This window comes from Nakamurella flava (assembly GCF_005298075.1).
GTDB lineage: Bacteria > Actinomycetota > Actinomycetes > Mycobacteriales > Nakamurellaceae > Nakamurella > Nakamurella flava.
In genome coordinates this window covers 344,799-364,223 of the sequence record NZ_SZZH01000006.1, presented here as the reverse complement: position 1 = coordinate 364,223, position 19,425 = coordinate 344,799, and the positions used below count along the sequence as shown (strand labels likewise).

The 19,425-nt window shown below is 69.0% G+C and carries 19 protein-coding genes; 9 read left to right on the top strand and 10 right to left on the bottom strand.

Annotated features, from left to right (window positions below):
* From FDO65_RS19625 to FDO65_RS19615, 3 genes are all read right to left on the bottom strand, one after another.
* Complete coding sequence (locus FDO65_RS19625; protein ID WP_137451410.1) at positions 1-1,755, bottom strand: ABC transporter permease; 1,755 nt, start codon at positions 1,753-1,755, stop codon at positions 1-3.
* Positions 1,752-2,891 (bottom strand): ABC transporter ATP-binding protein, encoded by a 1,140-nt coding sequence (locus FDO65_RS19620; RefSeq protein WP_137451409.1) that lies wholly within the window; start codon positions 2,889-2,891, stop codon positions 1,752-1,754. The genes FDO65_RS19625 and FDO65_RS19620 overlap by 4 nt, the downstream gene beginning before the upstream one ends.
* 91 nt (positions 2,892-2,982) lie before the next feature.
* Positions 2,983-4,137 carry a PrpF domain-containing protein gene (locus tag FDO65_RS19615; protein ID WP_205850180.1) on the bottom strand — a complete coding sequence of 385 codons (1,155 nt, stop codon included), beginning with the start codon at positions 4,135-4,137 and terminating at the stop codon, positions 2,983-2,985.
* A gap of 184 nt (positions 4,138-4,321) precedes the next feature.
* Between FDO65_RS19615 and FDO65_RS19610 the strand changes: the two genes are divergently transcribed.
* Positions 4,322-4,969, top strand: a complete 648-nt coding sequence (locus FDO65_RS19610; protein ID WP_137451408.1) for a GntR family transcriptional regulator — start codon at positions 4,322-4,324, stop codon at positions 4,967-4,969.
* Between the two features lie 60 nt (positions 4,970-5,029).
* Here FDO65_RS19610 and FDO65_RS19605 read toward each other — a convergent pair whose 3' ends face one another.
* Both FDO65_RS19605 and FDO65_RS19600 read right to left on the bottom strand, forming a co-directional pair.
* Positions 5,030-5,608, bottom strand: coding sequence for a carboxymuconolactone decarboxylase family protein (locus FDO65_RS19605; protein WP_137451407.1), 579 nt, complete (start codon positions 5,606-5,608; stop codon positions 5,030-5,032).
* A 98-nt stretch (positions 5,609-5,706) separates the two neighbouring features.
* Positions 5,707-7,857, bottom strand: coding sequence for a malate synthase G (locus FDO65_RS19600; protein ID WP_240757731.1), 2,151 nt, complete (start codon positions 7,855-7,857; stop codon positions 5,707-5,709).
* 315 nt (positions 7,858-8,172) lie between these two features.
* On the opposite strand from FDO65_RS19600, the gene FDO65_RS19595 reads away from it, so the two are divergent.
* From FDO65_RS19595 to FDO65_RS19585, 3 genes are all read left to right on the top strand, one after another.
* On the top strand, positions 8,173-8,604 hold the full coding sequence (locus FDO65_RS19595; protein ID WP_137451405.1) for a hypothetical protein: 432 nt from the start codon (positions 8,173-8,175) through the stop codon (positions 8,602-8,604).
* Between the two features lie 554 nt (positions 8,605-9,158).
* Positions 9,159-9,521, top strand: coding sequence for a hypothetical protein (locus FDO65_RS19590; protein WP_137451404.1), 363 nt, complete (start codon positions 9,159-9,161; stop codon positions 9,519-9,521).
* A 2-nt stretch (positions 9,522-9,523) separates the two neighbouring features.
* Positions 9,524-10,036: a hypothetical protein gene (locus FDO65_RS19585; RefSeq protein WP_137451403.1), complete on the top strand. Its 513-nt coding sequence runs from the start codon at positions 9,524-9,526 to the stop codon at positions 10,034-10,036.
* A 740-nt stretch (positions 10,037-10,776) separates the two neighbouring features.
* Here FDO65_RS19585 and FDO65_RS19580 read toward each other — a convergent pair.
* On the bottom strand, positions 10,777-11,322 hold the full coding sequence (locus FDO65_RS19580) for a hypothetical protein (protein WP_137451402.1): 546 nt from the start codon (positions 11,320-11,322) through the stop codon (positions 10,777-10,779).
* 518 nt (positions 11,323-11,840) lie between these two features.
* On the bottom strand, positions 11,841-12,326 hold the full coding sequence (locus FDO65_RS19575) for a MarR family winged helix-turn-helix transcriptional regulator (protein WP_137451401.1): 486 nt from the start codon (positions 12,324-12,326) through the stop codon (positions 11,841-11,843).
* Between the two features lie 105 nt (positions 12,327-12,431).
* On the opposite strand from FDO65_RS19575, the gene FDO65_RS22595 reads away from it, so the two are divergent.
* Entirely contained in the window at positions 12,432-12,599 is a 168-nt protein-coding gene (locus FDO65_RS22595) for a hypothetical protein (protein ID WP_205850179.1), read from the top strand.
* Positions 12,596-12,826 (top strand): hypothetical protein, encoded by a 231-nt coding sequence (locus tag FDO65_RS19565; protein WP_137451400.1) that lies wholly within the window; start codon positions 12,596-12,598, stop codon positions 12,824-12,826. The genes FDO65_RS22595 and FDO65_RS19565 overlap by 4 nt, the downstream gene beginning before the upstream one ends.
* 57 nt (positions 12,827-12,883) lie before the next feature.
* Here the strand turns inward: FDO65_RS19565 and FDO65_RS19560 are convergent, their stop codons facing one another.
* Both FDO65_RS19560 and FDO65_RS19555 read right to left on the bottom strand, forming a co-directional pair.
* Positions 12,884-15,262: an FdhF/YdeP family oxidoreductase gene (locus FDO65_RS19560; RefSeq protein WP_240757730.1), complete on the bottom strand. Its 2,379-nt coding sequence runs from the start codon at positions 15,260-15,262 to the stop codon at positions 12,884-12,886.
* A 269-nt stretch (positions 15,263-15,531) separates the two neighbouring features.
* Entirely contained in the window at positions 15,532-16,095 is a 564-nt protein-coding gene (locus FDO65_RS19555) for a cysteine hydrolase family protein (protein ID WP_137451399.1), read from the bottom strand.
* Between the two features lie 203 nt (positions 16,096-16,298).
* Between FDO65_RS19555 and FDO65_RS19550 the strand changes: the two genes are divergently transcribed.
* Positions 16,299-16,829 (top strand): PadR family transcriptional regulator, encoded by a 531-nt coding sequence (locus FDO65_RS19550; RefSeq protein ID WP_137451552.1) that lies wholly within the window; start codon positions 16,299-16,301, stop codon positions 16,827-16,829.
* Between the two features lie 64 nt (positions 16,830-16,893).
* Positions 16,894-18,021, top strand: a complete 1,128-nt coding sequence (locus FDO65_RS19545; protein WP_137451398.1) for an inositol-3-phosphate synthase — start codon at positions 16,894-16,896, stop codon at positions 18,019-18,021.
* Positions 18,022-18,073: 52 nt separating this feature from the next.
* Here FDO65_RS19545 and FDO65_RS19540 read toward each other — a convergent pair whose 3' ends face one another.
* Entirely contained in the window at positions 18,074-18,961 is an 888-nt protein-coding gene (locus FDO65_RS19540; RefSeq protein WP_137451397.1) for an alpha/beta fold hydrolase, read from the bottom strand.
* Positions 18,962-19,115: 154 nt separating this feature from the next.
* On the opposite strand from FDO65_RS19540, the gene FDO65_RS19535 reads away from it, so the two are divergent.
* Positions 19,116-19,412 carry a hypothetical protein gene (locus FDO65_RS19535; RefSeq protein WP_137451396.1) on the top strand — a complete coding sequence of 99 codons (297 nt, stop codon included), beginning with the start codon at positions 19,116-19,118 and terminating at the stop codon, positions 19,410-19,412.
* The last annotated feature ends 13 nt before the right edge of the window (positions 19,413-19,425 follow it).

The following is a 19,425-nucleotide window of genomic DNA, read 5'->3' as shown; positions in this document are numbered from 1 at the left end:
TCAGTGCACATCCTTCGCGCCGAGGCGGCGGGCCAGGACCGCGAGGATCCCGATGACCACGATGTAGAGCAGGCTCAGTTCGGCGGCCTGCTGGAAGGACCCGTTGTCGTAGGCGTCGAAGATCGCGATGGACAGCAGACGGGTGTCGGAGGTGAAGAGGAACAGCACGGCGGTGAGCTCGCGCATGCCCAGCATCAGCAGCAGCAGGAACGTCGACGACAGGCCGACGCGCAGCAGCGGGATGGTGACGAAGGAGATCGCCTTGGGGCGGCGGGCTCCCAGCATGATCGCGCTGTCCTCGAGGTCCTTGTCCAGCTGGACGATGGACGACGAGACCCCGCGGTAGCCCTGCGGGATGAAGACGGCGATACACGCGATGACCAGGACGATCAGCGTCCCGTAGACCGGGATCGGCAGGGTCAGCCAGGTCCACAGCAGGCCCAGGCCCAGCACGATGGCCGGGATGGCCAGCGGGAGCATCGCGATGTACTCCAGCGCCTTCCGGCCCCAGGCGTTGGTGCGGTACCGGGTGTAGGACAGGGCGAAACACAGCGCGGTGCCGACGACGGCGGTGCCCAGGCCGACGATCACGCTGTTCTGCAGCACGTGCCAGAACTCCGAGTCCTGCAGGGTCTGGCCCATCGACCAGAACGACAGCGCGCCGGGCTGGAACAGCTCGGACAGCTGACCCAGGTACGGGCTGGTCTGCAGCGCGGTGACCAGTAGCGCGCCGATCGGCAGGATGACGGCGAGCAGGAAGTAGGCCCACGCGGCGACGGCCGCCGGCCAGCGCCACTTCCGCAACGGGACCCGGCGGGCGCGGACACCCTTGCCGCTGACCGTCGTGTACTGCTTCTTGGCCACCGTCCGCTGCTGGACGAAGACCACGATCATCAGCACTGCGGTGAGCACGACGGCGATGGCGGCGGCCGCGTTCTGCCGGGACGGCGAGGCGTTCATCAGCCGGTAGATCAGGGTCGGCAGCGTGTCGATCTGGCCGGGGACGCCGATCACCTGGGCGACCGGGAAATTCTCGACGGTGAGGGCGAAAACCAGGATCCCGGAGCCGACGATGGCCGGCATGACGAGCGGGAACGTGATGGTGCGCAACATCTTCGACAGCGGGGCGCCATGCAGGCTGGCCGCGTCCTCCAGGTCCGGGTTCATCAGCGACAGGGCCGAATGGACCATCAGGAACGTGTACGGCGCGTAGTACAGGCCGAGCACGAAGATCAGCCCGCCGAAGCTGTAGATGTTGATGAGGTCGGGAACGCCGACGGCGCGGGCGACCACGTTGATGTAGCCGGAGGCCGGGCTGCCCAGCTGGGCCCAGGCCAGGGCTCCGACCAGCGCGGGCAGGAACAGCGGGGCGATGCCGAAGAAGTAGATGAGCTTGCGGCCGGGGACGTTGGTGCGGGCCGCGAGGAAGGCCATCCCGGATCCGATGACCAGGGCGACGATCGACGAGCCGATCCCGACCAGCGCCGAGTTCAGCATCGCCATCAGCGCACTGGAGGTGAACAGCACCTGGAAATTGCTGATGGTGAAGGAGGTGTCGGCCAGCGAACCGGGGCCGGGGCTGGTGTCGGTGAAGGCGGCCAGGATGACGAAGCCGACCGGAAACAGCACCAGCAGGGCCAGGATGATCAGCTGCAGACCGGAGGGCAGCACCTTCTTGACGGCGCGGACCCCGGAAGAGCTGCCCTTGGGCTGCGGTTTCTCGGTGGACGGGGGACGGGACAAGGTGGTGGTCATGCCGCCACCGCCACCGGCTTGCGGGCGGGCAGGACCGGGGAGGCGGTGTCGTCGCGCAGGACCTGAGCGGCGTTGGGGGCGATGCGGACCATGGCGGTGTCGCCGGTGCGCAGCCAGTCGCCGGCCCGGGGCATGGCGATGGCCTCGAGGACAGGGCCGTCCTCCAGGGTGATGCGGTAGCGGACGGTCGCGCCCTGGAAGCTGGCGACGTCGACGTGGCCGCGCCAAGCGCCGGGGGTGCTCACGTCGTCCGGTCCGGCCGGGGTGACGTGCAGGTCCTCGGACCGCAGGCACAGCACGGTCGGGCCCTCGATCTCGGGGACCTCGGCGACCGGGATGGCGACCGGGTAGCCACTCAGCTTGGCGACCTGACGGCCACCCTCGTTCTCGACGGTGCAGGGGAAGATGTTGCCCACGCCGAGGAAGTCGGCGATCGACTTGGTCGTCGGCGCCGCATAGATCTCCTGAGGCGTACCGATCTGCACGATCCGGCCGTGCTGCATCAGGGCGATGCGGTCGGCCAGCGCGAACGCCTCGATCTGGTCGTGGGTGACGTAGACGGTGGTGAGGTTCTGCTCGAGCTGGATCTCGCGGAGCTCGATGCGCAGCCGCTCGCGCAGCCGGGCGTCCAGGTTGGACAGCGGCTCGTCCAGCAACAGCACGCTGGGCTGCATGACCAGGCTGCGGGCCAGGGCGACCCGCTGCATCTGGCCGCCGGAGAGCTGGCTGGCGCCGCGCGACTCGAAGTCGGACAGGCCGACGATGGCCAGCGCCTTGCGGATGCGGACGGCGGCCTCGTCCTTGGGCACCTTCTTCATCTTCAGCGAGAACCCGACGTTCTCGAAGACGGTCCGGTGCGGCCAGACGGCGTAGGACTGGAAGACCATGCCGACGTTCCGCTTGTACGGCGCGACGGTGACCCGCCGCTCGGAGTCGTGCACGACGGTGTCGCCGATGGTGATACGGCCGCCGCTGGGCTGCTCGAGCCCGGCGATGCACCGCATGGTGCTGGTCTTGCCACAGCCGGACTGACCGAGCAGGACCAGCGATTCGCCGTCGGCGATCTGCAGGTCGAGGTCCTTGACGACGGTGTTGGTCCCGTAGGTCAGGCTCAGGTGTTCGAGGGCGATCTTCATTGGTCTTCCTCTCCGACACGACTTCTCTATCGTGGCGGCTCGGCTGGTGCAGGGATAGGACGGACGGCGGACGACCGGACGAATCGGGTGATCAGGCGGAACTCGGGACCGGGCTCACGACCGCGGAAGGCACGGCCGGCTCGGTCTCGACGGTGTCGGCGGGGATGTAGACGAGGGCGTCGACGATGCGGCGGGAATTGCGCCGGAACTCGACCACCCGGTGGTCGGTGCCGATCCCGGAGACGACCAGCGAGATCGGTCCGGAGAGGGTGCCGATGCGGTAGCTCGCTCCAGCCGGGGCGAGGTCGTGGACCAGGGTGCCGGGCACGGTGGCCGCAGCGGCGAGAGCGACCGCACTGGTCAGGCCGATAGCGGGGTGCGGGGCGCTCATCGAGATCATTCGGGCGTTCAGCTCGGTGACCGGACCGGCTGGCCCTGGGGTGCCGGGGCCCACGATCCCGACCTTGGGGACCGACTGGTCGTCGTCCGGCAGGCCCATCGCCCGGGCGGCCTGGCGCCGGAGCTCGGCGAAGAACGGCATCCGCTCGGCCACGGCGGCGGCATCGTCCGCGCCGGTGAGGCCGATGGCGTCGGCCCGGACCACGGCCACCGGGGCGCCGGCGTCGACCATGGTGACGGCCAGCTCGGCGCCGTCGACGGTGAGCGTGTCGACCGGGTGGCCGGTCGGCAGCAGCGCGCCGTGGGTGGACCAGGTGGCCTCGGTGAAGCCGAGGTCGACCGGCACCCCGGGGAACGGCACGCCGCGGACCAGCTGGTCGCCCTGGGACGGGGCCTGGCCGTCCGGGGTGGGAACGGTGGCCTGCAGCACCAGACCCGTCGGCCGGTTGAGCATCTGGAACGCCGTGGCGTCCTCGCTCAGGCCGACGAGGCGGTGCTGGACGACGTACAGGGCCAGGGCGGTGGCGCAGTTGCCGCAGTTGCTGACCCACTCCACCTTCGGGTGATCCACGCTGACCTGCGCGAACGAGTAGACGATCTCGTCCGGCGACTGACCCGGCCGGCGGGACTCGACGACGATGGCCTTGCTGGTGGTCGAGGTGGCGCCGCCGATGCCGTCGATCTGCCGCAGGTCCGGACTGCCGAACGCCCGCAGCAGGAACTCGTCCCGGCTGACCGGGAGGGCGTCGATGTCCTCGGCCTGGAAGATCCAGCACTTGCTGGTGCCGCCGCGGACCCACGACGCCGGCACCGCCATCTCGGCTGTGCCCACTTCGATCTCGCTCACGTCGGTCTCCGAACATCCAGTGGTATGTGATTGGATCCGACTGTATACAGTGGTGCGCAGATGTCAACAGCTGTGTTCCAGGTAACATCACGGGCTTGTCGGGTATGCGAGCTGCTACTGCTAGACCCGGTGGCGCATCAGGTCACCGGCGGCGGGCGACCTCGCCAGGGAAAGGGGTGCCGCGGTGGCTGTGCCGGTGTACGAGCAGCTGCGAGCGCTGATCCTCAGCGACGAGTTCGGCCCCGACGCGATGCTCGTCGAGACGTCGCTGGCCGCGCGCCTGGGCGTCAGCCGCACCCCCATCCGCGAGGCGCTGCGCCGGCTGGAGCAGGACGGCCTGGTCGAGCGCACCAGCCGTGGGACCCGGGTCGTCGAGCGGAGCCCCGAGCAGATCCTGGAGATCTACGAACTGCGCATCCTGCTGGAGGGCCAGGCCGCCCGGGCCGCCGCGGAACGGGCCACCAGCCTGGACCTCAACCGGCTCCGGGTCATCCACGAGCAGATGCTGGCCGCCGGACCGGACGACGACGAGGACCGCGTGCGCCTCAACCGGCTCTTCCACGAGGCGCTGTGGGCGGCCAGCCACAACGGCACCCTGGTCGACGTGATCGACCGCCTCATCGCGCACCTGCACCCGCAGACCACGCTGCGGTTCCCCGGCCGCTGGGACGACATCCTGGCCGAGCACGGCGAACTGCTGGACGCGATCACCGAGCATCGCGCCGACGACGCCGCTGCCATCGCCACCGCCCACATGGCCAAGGCGCGGGAGATCCGGCTGCAGCTCTACGCCGGGACGCTGGGCGACCGGCTGATCGACCGTGGGGCCTGACCTCTGCGACCGCTCGTGAAGCGTCTCTCCCGCTGAGCGGTCACGACGCTGCAGATCTCATCAGCGCCCGGCCACCGGACGGCCCCAGGTGACCAGGTCGGTGACCGCTGCGGGGGCACGCTCGGCCAGTTCCGCGTCCGGCCGGGCCCCCAGCGCGCCGTTCACCGTCGAGAAGGCGACCCGCAGCGCGACGAACACGGTGGCCCGGAAGATCTCGTCGTCGGACCATCCGGCGTCGCGCAGCGCCTCGACGTCTTCCGGGGTGGTCCGGCCGGCGCCGCCGGCGACCGCCCTGGCCCACGTCGCCAGCGCGGCTTCGCGGGGCGTCAGACCGTCGTCGGTGCCGGCCAGAACGCCGGCGACGGCGTCGAGATTGCCGGCGTCGGACTGTTTCCAGCCCCAGGCCAGCGAGCAGTAGGAATCACCGATCGTCGACGCGGCGGCGGTGACCAGGATCCCGCGTTCGCGGAACGACAGGTCACCGCCGACGAGGGCCAGCAGATCGAAGAGCCGGGTGTGCGCCTCGGGCTGATGCGCCCACAGATGGGACAGGTTCATCACGAAGCCGTAGGCGGCCCGGTCGTTGGCGTACGTCGCCTCGACCTCGGGCGTCGGCTCCGGTTCGGCGAGGAAGGTCATGCACCATCCTGCTGCCGTCGATCCCCACCCGCCAGTGGTCGGCAACGACAACCGCCCCACCTCCTGTGTGGAGGTGGGGCGGTGCGTTCGCAGGACGGTCAGGCCTTGGCCTTCTGCCGCCAGGTGGTCAGCACCCGCTCGGTGTAGCCGTTGGGCTCCTCGCGGCCGGCCAGCGCCAGCTCGAGCGCGGCCTGGTAGGACGGGTTGGTGTCCGGGTCCTGAGCGAGGGGCTGGTAACCGGCCTCGCCGGCGTTCTGCTCGTCGACGAGAACGGCCATCCGGGCGTAGGTCTCGCGCAGCTGGGCCTCGTCGATGAGGCCGTGCCGCAGCCAGTTGGCCAGCTCCTGGCTGGAGATCCGCAGCGTGGCCCGGTCCTCCATCAGCCCGACGCCCTCCAGGTCCGGAACGGTGGAGCAGCCGATGCCCATGCCGACCCACCGCACGACGTACCCGAGGATCGACTGGACGTTGGTCTCCACCTCGTGGCGGATCTGCTCCTCGGTCAGCTCCTCGCCGCGCCGCGGCAGGATCGGGGCGACGAGCAGCTTGTTCCGGTCGGTCAGCGGCCGGTTCTTGAGTTCCGCCTGCACGGCCAGCACGTCGGTCTCCAGGTAGTGCAGCGCATGCAGGGTCGCCGCGGTCGGCGATGGCACCCATGCGGTGTTGGCGCCCGCCTTGGGCTGAGACCCCTTGGCGGCCAGCATGGCCCGCATACCGGCCGGCTGCGCCCACATGCCCTTGCCGACCTGGGCGCGGCCCGAGAACCCGGCTCGCAGCGCGACGTCGACGTTGCGGTCCTCGTACGACTTCAGCCATGTGGCCGACTTCTCGTCGTCCTTGCGGATGACCGGCCCGGCCTCGAAGACCGTGTGGATCTCGTCGCCGGTGCGGTCCAGGAAGCCGGTGTTGACGAAGATGACCCGCTCAGACGCCCGCGCGATGCACGCCTCGAGGTTGAGCGAGGTGCGCCGCTCCTCGTCCATGATCCCGATCTTGATGGTGTTCGGCGGCAGGTCCAGCGCCTCCTCGACCGCGGCGAACAGGTCGACCGACAGCGCGACCTCGTCGGGCCCGTGCATCTTGGGCTTGACCACGTAGAAGCTGCCGGCTGGGAAGTTCCGGTGCTTGCCCAGGTCGCGGAAGTCGTGCAGCGCGGCCACCGCGGACACCGCGATGTCCAGGCACTCCTCGAGGATCGGCTCCCCGTCGGCGGTGCGCACGGCGTCGGTGCGCATGTGGTGCCCGACGTTGCGGACCAGCGGCAGCGCGCGTCCGGACAGCACCAGCTCGGAGCCGTCCGGCGCGGTGTAGACCCGGTCGTCGGCGACGGTGCGGGTGACGTCCTTGCCGCCCTTGCGGAAGGTGGCGGTGAGGTCGCCGGTGACCAGCCCCAGCCAGGTGCGGTAGCCAACGACCTTGTCCGGACCGTCGACCGTGGACACCGAGTCCTCGAGGTCGATGATCGTGGTGATGGCCGATTCGAGCACCGCGTCGGCCACGCCCGCGTGGTGCTGCTGGCCGACTCCCTTGCCCGGGTCGACGGTCAACTCCAGGTGCAGTCCGTGGTGGCGCAGCAGGACCGCATCGGGCGAGCCCGGGTCGCCCCGGTAGCCGGCGAACTGCGCCGGATCGGCCAGTGTCGAGCCGTCGGCCGCGCTGTCGACGTCGGCGATGAGAGCACCGTCCTGCACCCGGTAGCGGGTGACGGCGGTGTGGCTCGACCCGGACAGCGGGAAGTGTTCGTCCAGCAGGCGGTCGACCTCGGCGATGACCAGGGCGCCGCGGTCGGCGTCGTAACCCCGGGTGCCGGTCGGATCGGCCAGCGCGTCGGTGCCGTACAGCGCGTCGAACAGTGACCCCCACCGGGCGTTGAGGGCGTTCAGCGCGTACCGCGGGACGGTCGACGGGACGACCAGCTGCGGGCCGGGGATCTCGGCGATCTCGCGCTCCACGTTGCTGACCGAGATGGTGGGCTCCTCCAGCGGCAGCAGGTAGCCGATCTCGGTGAGGAATGCCGCGTAGGCCTCGACGTCGTCCTCGCCCGGAGCGCCGTTCTCCCGGTGCCAGGCGTCGATCCGCTCCTGCAGCTCGTCCCGCCGGGCCATCAGGTCGGCGGCCCGGGGACCGAACTGTGCGTGCAACTGCGCGACCGTCCCCCAGAACCACTCCGGGGTCAGTCCGACCCGCGGGACCAGCTCCTCGGCGACGAACGCCGCCAGGGCCGGGTCCACCTGCAGGTCACCGGTCACGCTCTGATTGCCTACCAACGAAAGCCCCTTCCAGCGAATGATCTGCCTGCCATCATTCGCCTCCTGCGGACCGGTCTCCAATCGGGGCGAGGTCAGGGCACGCGTACCCGCTCGACCACCTGGCACAGACCGTGGATGAGGTCGCTGAGCCACCGCACCGGCGGGTCGGCGGCGGTGGTCGGCGTGGCGCATACGTTCGACCCGTCCCTAGCGGGGCCCACCGGCATGGCTGCGTGCCCGGGTTCGTCATGCTGACGATGGATCCGGCGGGAACCGGTCGATGGTCCTCCCCGGCCCTGGTGAGCGCTGAACGCGGTGAGATCACGTTGCGATCCGGAGTACGGCTGCCCCCTACTGCCGGCCTGGTGGTCCACTCGCGCCGACGGCGACAACTGGGACGAACTGGCCGGGTGGGTCGACACGCTGCGACTGTCGACCTCGCTGAACGACAAGCACGTCGTCGCCGAGTGCTGGCCCGCGCACCGCGGGGTCGTCGAAGAACTGGCCGCCCTGCACACCGCGTGGAAGCAGACGGTCATCACCGACGCCCAGACCCGTAAGGCCGGGACCGCCGCCTATACCGCGCGGTTCGAGCGGTGGCTGTGGCCGTGCCTGGAACGCATCACCAGCCCCCGCTACACGATGGCCGACTGCCTCCGCCGCGCTCACCGACCCGACCCCGTCCCGATCGACCTGCCCACCGATCGCAGCCTCTTCCCACCGGGTCTCACCCGACGACGCGACTGACGACCCAATCGGCCGGACCTGTGCTCCTGAGCACCGCCTGCCTACCTGGCGTGACCTGCTGGAGGGACTGAGGCGTCCGCTTCGTGCGTTCGGAGCCGGGCTCCCGTCATCGGTGGTCCTGGAGTGACACCGAATGCAATGCGAAGATAGTTGAGCGCAGAAGGTTCATCTGGCCCATCCAGATAGCGGATCCAAGCATTTTAGCGTGAATAATTAGCGTCAGCTTCCCCGCGCCGGCGCGGTTCTCACCTGCACAAACTACGCAATGTAACTAGATTCGACGGGGACTACTCCATTGTCCCCGTTGCGAACGCAAAGACACGCCAGGTACGGTCTATTTACTTGGTCATTACTTCGACATGGGGACGGTGTTCATGAACTGCAGAAGGATCACAACGGCCGCTTTGGCAGCTGCGTTAGCATTCGTGGGCACCCCGTCGATTACCTATGCGTCGACCGCCGAGCCAGAACCAGCGCCTAGTACGCAGTGCACCATCTACATTTCCAAGAATCCCGCCGTGGACCCGGAGAGCTCATGCGTCCAAACCTCCGACATGGACCTGGAGAAGGCCCAGTCCGCGGCTGACGGAACGCTCCTGGTTGCCTTTCACGCCGATGCTGGATTCGGCGGGACGAGCGCCCTGATCAAGGGAAAAGATGGTCCCTGCGACACGGAGGGGTACGGCCTCCGCGACATGGGAACGCTTGAGGGGTGGTATTACACGGTCGACCCGGTCGGCATGTGGACACTTCAGAACGCATCGTCGTACCGCGTCTTCAACGGCTGCAACGAGACCATCATGTTCACCGCCGGCAATTACGGTGGCGTGAGCAGTGGCTCCCGTTTCGGCGATCAATCGAGCGTAGGTGACCCGTTCAACGACCAGATCCGATCCATGCTGCTGAAGGCGGGCTGACCATGATCAGGCGGACGCCAGTCGCGCTGCTCGCTGCGGCGCTCATCGGTATCTTCGGGGTGTCGGGCACGGCCGCGGCGGCTCCAGACGCCCCAGACGTCACTACCAACAGCGTGTCGACCGAGTGGGACCAGTGCCTTTTCAGCCCCGACCAGGGGGATCTGTACTGGGAGGCCAACGTATTCGAGCACGACATCGCTCTTTTTTGCGGACAGCACAACTCCATCGACAACAGCGGGTTCGGAGTGCGTCACGTCGCTGCCGGCCACTCTTACAACTACAACACTGACGCCTGCATTTCCAAAATCTTATCTAAGGGGAGATACAACCCTGGCGCCGCCACAGGTGAGGGCAATCTTGCCTACACCTATGAGTCAGGTGGGCAGCAAGGAATCGTCATCTATACCGCGACGCCCAGTCTGGCACCTTCCTCACACCAATATTCAGTGGTCACGGCCTACCTGATCGGCTGGGCTAACACCACCGAGCAATGGAACAGGTGTGCGACCCTATGACGGATGCGGACCGGGTTGTGCCGGGTACCGATGTTGACCATCGGCTGGTTGTTTTCTGCGCGTTGGACAACGGTTTCACCGGGCCGGACCAAGTCGGTCCGTATCCGGTAGGATCTCGTTTGAGAGCTTTTCTGCGATTGATGCCTCCACCGCCGTTCGAGTTGCCTTTCCTCGAGGACCCTCCCGTTTTCCTTGGTGCACGGGTTATCTCGATTCAAGCCCCGCGGCCACGCGTCTGGTTGGCTACGGAATTCGGTGCAGGTTTCGGGACGGCCGGAGCGAGGCCGGGGGAGGTTTCTCGTTTCGGTCTACATCTCAGGGCCCCGCAGGCCGTCCCGGATCCTGTTCCGGACGGGTGCTTCCCGTTCGATCTGCGGATCGATCGTGCGCGGGAGGTCTACAGCGATCACCGACCTACCGCGACGGCGTTCGAGTGGGTCCCCGGAACTGAACGGTTCGTAGAGACCGGAGATTTCCGTCCGAATCACTTCTTACTGGCTGGCGGAGCGTGGCCGCCGCCAGTCGGCAGGCCCGCGGCCGCGGTCTTGAACGTCACGGTGATGGCACCCGACGCTGAGGTGGTAGATGGTTCTGTGGCCAACGAGAGCACTCTCGAGTGACACCTTCTCGGGGGTGAGACCGGCACGGCCGGCAGGCCGGCCCCCATCAATCGAGCCGAGGTACACGCCGCAGGCACCGACATCCGACCCGGAAAGCTCATTGGCCCGCCCCAAAGCTTATCAGCGACGTGGTCCGTGGCCGCGGTATTGCTGCCGGGGGTTGTCGTCGTCGACGAGGTCGATGGTGTCCTCCTCGTGCGTGGTGTCGGCGACGGTTTCCCGTTCCCGACGGTCGACGGGCGTTGTGCGGCGGCCGGCCCGTCCGGCGAATCGGGTGGCGGATTGCGTTCGGACACGCGCGAGCCGTTCTGCGGGGGTGAGTTGCCGACCGCCGGGTTCCCCGGGGCGCGGCTGGTTTTCCTGCTCGGGTCTCGAGCGAGGTTTTTTTGCGGCGCGGTCGTCGACGACGCTCACGGTTGGTTCCTGTTCCTGGGTTGCGTAGTCGGCGGCTTCGCCGGCGGCGACGGCTTGTGCGTTGGCCAGGCAGAGGTCGGGGCGTCCGCGGCCGGCGGCGGTGACCCATTGTTCGCGGGCGTCGTCGACGGTGCGGGCGACGATGTGCAGGGTGTTGGACTTTTGCCCGCGGGTGAGCCCGACATAGGCGGCGGGGGCGCTGGTGCGGTCGGTGAGCAGTTCGTCGCCGTGCTCGCTGGCGTCGCCCTGCACGCCGTGCGTGGTGTTGACGTAGGCCAGGTGCAGGTTCTCGCGGGTCGCCTTTTTGATCTGGGAGCGGGCCGGCCTTGACCTGGCCGCGGCCTTCCTGGTCGGTCTTGGACCGGCGGAGCAGCACATGCAGGCCGTCGTCGCCGTACAGGGGTGAGGTCGCCGAGGGTCAGGGTGGTGAGTTCGCTGCGGCGGGCGGCCAGGGTGAAACCGAGTAGCAGCAGGGCGGCGTCGCGGCGGGCGGCGACCCCGGCCGGCCACGCCCCAAACGACTGCGACAAGGGCCCGGGCAGGGCCCGCAGGTCGGTCAGCAGCAGCGGGTCCCGCCGCGAGGGGCGGGTGCCGTGCTGGCATTTGATGCCGCCCAGGGTGCGGCTGACCAACTCGCTGCGCCCGGGGCCGGGGTGGCCGGCCGCCCGATGGATCTGGTTGATCGAGGCCACCCACCGGATCAGGGTGGCGGTCTTGAACCGGAGACGGCCGTCGACGTCGAGCTTGGCGGCCGCGGGCCGGCGGCCGACTCAGATCGGGTCGGCGACCGTCCGCTCGGTCGCGGTGATGACGCGGGTCAGGACCCGATGCAGCTCGTCGAGATCCGAGCGGGCCAGGCCGAGGCGTTCGACGACAGCCGGGGGGATCGCCTCCGCCTGCTGACGCAGGCTTCGTCCGACCTCGGTGAGCTCCACGGCCAGTCGGCGCTCGTCCTCGTCGCTGCGCCGACGGGTCACATACCCCAGCGCCTCCAGGCGCTTCAGCAACGGCGACAGGGTCGCCGGGTCGAGTCGGAGGGACGCACTGATGTCCCTGACCGACCGCGGCGACCGTTCCCACAGGGCGAGCATGACCAGGTACTGCGGATGCGTGAGTTGGAGCGGTTCGAGCAGGGGCCGGTACACCGCGATGACGGAGCGGGACGCGACGGCGAGGGCGAAGCAGACCTGCCGGTCCAGGGCGAGCAGGTCCTCGCCCGATGCGGGGACGGCCTGGGGTACGTCTGGACCGGTCATGTCGCCAAACTACCTCTGCCCCACCCATTGGTGTACATTTCGTTAGTGCACTAACCAGATCGGCCCCGGCGGTCGACCGGCGATCACCGACGGAAGAGAGATGCCATGAGCCGCGCAGACGTCCTGGTGGACGCCGACCGGGCCGAGACACACCTGCTCGACCCGGCAGTCGTTTTCTCCGAGGTCGACGACGACGGCAGCCACCTGCAGTGGTCCTGCCTGCCGGACATGCCGGTCCACAACCCCCAGACCGCCGATCGGAGCGCCTCATGACCTGGCAACATGCCGCGGATTCGACCGGAACCGGCCTGCTCGAAGGCTGGACCGGCGTGTTCCTCGGCTCGCTCGCCTTCATCGCCGTGGTCGCCGTCTGCTGTTTCGGCATCCTCGCCCGGATTCGCGACCGGAAGGAGAACCAGAGGTCCATCGAGGCATTGCGCGCCGAACGCGAGCAGAAGAACGCTCCGGGCACCGAGGGCGGCGGCCCCACCGTCACCTGAAACCCCGGTGTCGGCAGGCGGGGAGTCATGCCGACCGACACCCGGCGCCGGGTCCGCTCAGGACAGGTAGGGATCCACGTCCGGCCAGCGCTTGTGGCCGTCGTCCGACCCGACCGCGTCCTGCGGGTCGCCGGGCTTGCGCCGGTTGGGGCTGTGTCCGGCGGGTAGCAGCTTGATGACCACCGACTTGGACGTCGGGGTGTTGCTGCCGTCGGCGGTGGAATCCAGCGGGATCAGCGGGCTCGTCTCCGGGTAGTACGCCGCCGCCGAGCCCCGGGGCGTGTCGTAGGCGACGACCCGGAAGTCCTCCACCGCGCGGACGACATCGTCGCCCGGCCACCAGGTCTCGATGTCGATGAGCTGGCCGTCGGTGAACCCGTGCGCCGCGATGTCGTCGGCGTGCAGGAAGATCACCTTGCGGCCGCCCTCCACCCCGCGGTAGCGGTCGGAGAGCCCGTAGATGGTGGTGTTGTACTGGTCGTGGCTGCGCAGGGTCTGCAGCAGCAGGTGCCCGGGTGGTGCGACGATCGTGTCGATCGGGTTCACGGCGAACTCGGCCAACCCGGACGACGTCGGGAACGTCCGTGAGTCGCGCGGCGGGTGCGGCATCACGAACCCGCCGGGGCGGCGGACGTTCACCTCGTACGAGGCGCAACCGGGCACGACGCGCGAGATGTGCTGGCGGATCACGCTGTAGTCGTCGCGCATGGCCTGCCAGGCGATGCCGTGGCGGTCGCCCAGGGTGGCCTGCGCGATGCCGGTGACGATCTCCACCTCGGAGCGCAGGTGCGGGCTGGCCGGCTTGAGCGGGCCGCGCGAGGCGTGCACCGAACAGGTCGAGTCCTCGACGGAGATCCACTGCTCGCCGGCGGCCTGCACGTCCTTCTCGGTGCGGCCCTTGGTCGGCAGGATGAGCGCGGTGTCTCCGCACACCAGGTGGGACCGGTTCAGCTTGGTCGACACGTGGACGGTCAGCCGGGTGTTGCGCAGGGCATCGCTGACCACGTCGGTGTCCGGCGAGGCCTGCACGAAGTTGCCGCCGAGACCGATGAAGACATGGACCTTGCCGTCGCGCATGCCGCGGATCGAGTCGACGACGTCCAGCCCGTGCTCGCGGGGCGGGTCGAAGCCGAACTCGTTCTGCAGCGCGTCGAGGAAGTGTTGCGGCGGCCGCTCCCAGATGCCCATGGTCCGGTCACCCTGGACGTTGGAGTGCCCGCGGACCGGGAACAGCCCGGCACCGGGCTTGCCGATGTTGCCCTGGGCGAAGGCCAGGTTGCAGAGCTCGCGGATGGCGGCGACCCCGTTGCGGTGCTGGGTCAGACCCATCGCCCAGCAGAAGACGGTGGCCGACGAGTCGCGGAGAAGTTCGGCCAGCTCGGTGATCTGGGCCCGGGACAGCCCGCTGACCTCGGTGACCTGGTCCCAGTCCAGCGTCGCCAGGTGAGCCTTCCAGGCGTCGAATCCGGTGGTGTGACGCTCGATGAAATCGTGATCCAGGGCGTCCCACTCGAGCAGCAGCGCACCAAGGGCCTGGAACAGGGCGATGTCGCCGTTGACCTTGATCGGCAGGTGCAGGTCGGCGATGGCGGTGCCCGCGCCGACGACGCCACTGGGGCGCTGCGGGTTCTTGAACCGGGTCAGACCGGCCTCGCGCAGCGGGTTGATCGAGACGATGGTGGCGCCGTTGTCCTTGGCGATCTCCAGGGCGGACAGCATCCGCGGGTGGTTCGTGCCGGGGTTCTGGCCGGCGACGATGATCAGCTTGGCCTGGTAGACGTCCTCGATGCTGACCGACGCCTTGCCGATGCCGATGGCCTCGGCCAGGGCGACGCTGGTCGACTCGTGGCACATGTTGGAGCAGTCGGGCAGGTTGTTGGTGCCGAAGGCGCGGACGAAAAGCTGGTAGGCGAAAGCGGCCTCGTTCGACGCGCGGCCCGAGGTGTAGAACGTCGCCTCGTCGGGGGAGTTCAGTCCGTTGAGTTCCGCGGCGATCAACCGGAACGCCTCGTCCCACTCGATCGCCGTGTAGTGGGTCGCACCGGGGCGCTTGACCATCGGCTGGGTGATGCGGCCCTGCTGGCCGAGCCACCACTCCGACTTGGCGTCGAGCTCGGCGATGCTGTGGGCGGCGAAGAACTCCGGCGTCGCCCGCGCCGTGGTGGCCTCCTCGGCCACGGCCTTGGCGCCGTTCTCACAGAACTCGGCGGTGTGCCGGTGACCCACCTCCGGGTCCGGCCAGGCGCAGCTCATGCAGTCGAAGCCCTCGGCCTGGTTCAGCTTGAGCAACGTCTTGGCCGTGCGCACCGCGCCCATGTGGTCCAGCGACCGCTTCATGGAGACCGCGACGGCCGTCACCCCGGCGGCGTGGTCCTTCTGGTGCCCGACCGTCAGATCGGACTCCTGGTAGTCCTGGACATTCTGCGTATCCCGCACTGCGTCACTCCCTGCCCGAGCCCACGCCGGCTCACCACGGCCACCACTGGCCAACCTCTGCTAGTATATCAGTCAGCAGGTCAGAGCGCCCGGCGGGGCCCTGCACCTGCCTCGAGAGTTCCCCGTCCGTCCGCCCCGGGCTTCTGACGCGGACGCCGGCTTCGTTTCGCAGTGCGCGAGAGCATCACGACCCGCCGCGAGGCGGCGAACGCCCCCGTCCTCATGCCAAGAAATGTTCCACGTGAAGCACCGGTGAGGACGCACGGCTCCTAGGAGTCGGTGGGTGCGAAATCCACGGCGTCGGTGGTGACGATGCCGCCCTGCCGGCCCGGAGCCCGGTGACCCTGCCAGTACAGGTTGGTGAAGGCCACGACGTCCTGCGGCGGCGGTGCGCCCCACGCGGTCTGGTCCTCGGTGGTGTGGGCATCGGCGACCAGAACGGCGTCGTACCCGCGCACGACGGCACCGTGCAGGGTGCTGCGGATGCAGGCATCCGACTGAGCACCACAGACGACGAGTCGACCCACCTTCTGTTCGGCGAGAATGTCGGCCAGATCGGTGTTCTCGAAGGAGTCACCCCAGTTCTTGGCGACCAGGGGCTCGTCGTCGTTCCGGGTCAACTCCGGGACGTACTGCCAGTCGTCGGACCCCTCGGGCAGGCCCTCGTCACTGTGCTGGACCCACACGACCGGCACGCCCTCCGCCCGGGCGTGGTCGACCAGGCGGGCCACGTTGGCCACCACCTCGTCACGGTTCGGGCTGGTGGCCACGACGCCGTTCTGGACGTCGACGACGAGCAGGGCCGTGTTCGGACGGTCGGTCAGGGTGGTCATGACACCTCCGCAGGCACAGTCGTTTCGCGACGCTCAGGAGCCTAACTCGGCCGCCCAGGCCCTGTCCGGGTCGAAACGGTACAGATCGACGTGTGTATCGTCGCGATACATCCGGGCGATGCAGCGAGGGGGTGGGCCGGACAGTGGTACGCAACGCGCAAGTCCTCGATCTGGCCGTCCTCGGCCTGCTCGCCGAATCTGCGATGCACGGCTACCAGCTGCGCGAGCGGCTGCGCAGCACGCTGGGCACGCTGCGGGCGTTCAGCTTCGGCTCGCTCTACCCGGCGCTCCGCCGACTCAACGAGGCGGGCTGGATCGCGGCGGACGAACCGGTCGCGGACGTCGATGCCGTTCCGCTGTCCAGCCGTCGCTCGCGCGTGACGTACCGGATCACCGACGCCGGTCGCGACCACCTGAGCGAGCTGCTCGGCGACGGCGGGCCGGACGCCTGGTCGGACGACGGCTTCGGCGTGCACCTGGCCTTCTTCGCCCGCACCTCGGCCGAGACCCGACTCCGGATCCTCGAAGGACGGCGGCGACGGGTCGAGGAAAAGCGAGAAGGTCTGCGCACGGCCATGGCTCGGGCCGCCGAACGCCTCGACCAGTACACCGCCGAGCTGCACCAGCTCGGTCTCGACGCCTCCGACCGGGAGGTCCGGTGGCTCAACGAACTCATCGACACCGAACGGCGGGGTCGCCGGTCAGCGGCCGGCCCGACCCCCGAACACCCCTGACTCCACTCCGCCGCATGTCCCGTCCCACCCGCACTCTCACACCGAGAACCGTTGGAGGAACCACATGACCGAGACCGCCACCCTCTCCGAGCCCGGCCTGGCCGGCCGGGAACGGCACCCCATCCGCGTCGCCATCGTCGGCGTGGGCAACTGTGCGTCGTCCCTGGTCCAGGGCGTCGAGTACTACCGCAACGCCGTTCCTGGATCGCGGGTCCCCGGACTGATGCACGTGCAGTTCGGCGACTACCACGTCTCCGACCTCGAGTTCGTGGCCGCGTTCGACGTGGATGCCAAGAAGGTCGACTTCGACCTGTCCGAGGCGATCCTGAACAGCGAGAACAACACCATCAAGATCGCCGACGTCCCGCCGCTCGGCGTGCCGGTGCAGCGCGGCGAGACGCTGGACGGTCTCGGCCGCTACTACATGGAGACCGTCACCGAGTCGCCCGCGCCGTCGGTGGACGTCGTCAAGGCACTCAAGGACGCAGCCGTCGACGTCGTCGTCTGCTACCTGCCGGTCGGGTCCGAGCAGGCGGCCAAGTACTACGCCCAGTGCGCCATCGACGCCGGCTGCGCCTTCGTCAACGCCCTGCCGGTGTTCATCGCCGGAACCCCGGAGTGGGCCGAGAAGTTCCGGGCCGCCGGCCTTCCCATCGTCGGCGACGACATCAAGTCGCAGGTCGGCGCGACCATCACCCACCGGGTGCTCGCCAAGCTGTTCGAGGACCGCGGTGTGCTGCTGGACCGCACCATGCAGCTCAACGTGGGCGGCAACATGGACTTCAAGAACATGCTGGAGCGGGACCGCCTGGAGTCCAAGAAGATCTCCAAGACGCAGGCCGTCACCTCCCAGGTGGATCGGGATCTGGGGGCCCGCAATGTGCACATCGGCCCGAGCGACTACGTGCCGTGGCTGGACGACCGCAAGTGGGCCTACGTGCGCCTCGAAGGGCGCGCGTTCGGGGACGTGCCGCTGAGCCTGGAATACAAGCTGGAGGTCTGGGACTCGCCGAACTCGGCCGGTGTCATCATCGACGCCGTCCGGGCGGCCAAGATCGCCAAGGACCGCGGCATCGGTGGCCCGGTCTTCTCCGCCTCGTCGTACTTCATGAAGTCGCCGCCGGAGCAGTACGCCGACGACGTCGCTCGCGACAAGGTCGAGGCGTTCATCCGGGGCGAGCTCGACTCCTGACGTCCTGATGTCCTGGTGGCCGGTGTGCCCTACCCCTACTGGGGCACCCCGGTCAACCGGTCGCAGAATCCGTGATGGCACCGGCGATCTCAGCAGCACCGACCCACGGGACGTTGTAGTGGCCGGCGTCTTTGACGGTGTGCACGGTGCCGCGCGGCAACCGGGTCCTGGCCCGGCGGGCCAGGGTCCGGGCCACATGTACCCGACTTCTTCCGGGGACGACAACCTCCACCGGCATCGTGAGCCGTTGCAGCATCGTGGCTTTCGGGATCGGGGTCCGGGCGGACGGTACGGAGGGGAAGGCGCCGCCGGCCAATTCGGCCAGCTGCAGCCAGCTTTCGTCCAGCTCATGACCGGAACGCTTGTTCTCCCAGTGGATCACGCCGAGCCGCCGTTGCGGGGACGGGCGACTCATCGCCGGGGCGGCCCGCAGGATGTACGTCGGGAAGAGCGGTAGGAACACCATCGTCGGATCCACCAGGATCAGCCGGCCCACCCGGTCGGGGCTGTCGACGGCGTACCGCAGGGCGATCCACGCGCCGTAGGAGTGGCCACCGATCTCCGTGTTCGCCAGTCCCAGCCCGTCCAGCACGCTGTCCAGCCAGTGGACGAGGGCGGTGATGTCGTCGAGGGCGCGGGAACCGGCGACGCTCCGTCCGGCGTCACCCGGGATGTCGACCGCGAACACCCGCCTCGTCGCGCCCAGGGCGAGGGCCAGCGGGATCCATTCGGCGGACGTGGCCTGGTAGGCCGGCAGCAGAACCAGGGCGGGCACCGACTCATCGGCCGGGTCGGCCCCCGCCGCCCACACCCGCGTCGTCCCGAACTCCGAGGTCAGGTCGAGGTGCCGTGGAGTGCCGCCGGCGTCCGGCCAGGACTGCATGACCTCGTCGTACCGCCGGAGGAAGACCTCGCGGGCCGCCTGCTCGCTGTTCGCCATGCTGTCCCCTCGGCTGCCGGTCGGGCGATCCTACGGCGGCTCCACCCGTGCGGGCCCGGTCGAGCGACCGCGACGCCGATCACGAGTCGGGGGCTGAGAGGATCCGGCGGCGAGATCGGGCCGGTCATGGCCCTGGGCGACGGGAGGCCATCCGGTGGACGAACACACGACGAACGGCGAAGCGAGCGCGGCGGCCGACGAGCTGCGCGGCCGCGTCCAGACGGTGATCACTGCCGCCGACCCGGAAGGCCTGCTCGCCCTCGGCGCCCCCGACGACGAATACAGCGCTCAGGTGGGCGAGCTGACCCGGCGACTGCGGGCCCGGTCGATCACCGCCGCTGACGTGCTGGAGGTGTGGGTGGCCCGGTTCGGCCCCGACACGTGGCTGGCCGACCACCCGCAGGCGGTCGACCAGCTCGTCCGGGCGCTGAACGACGTCAGACCCGCCTGACCCATGTCCCGGC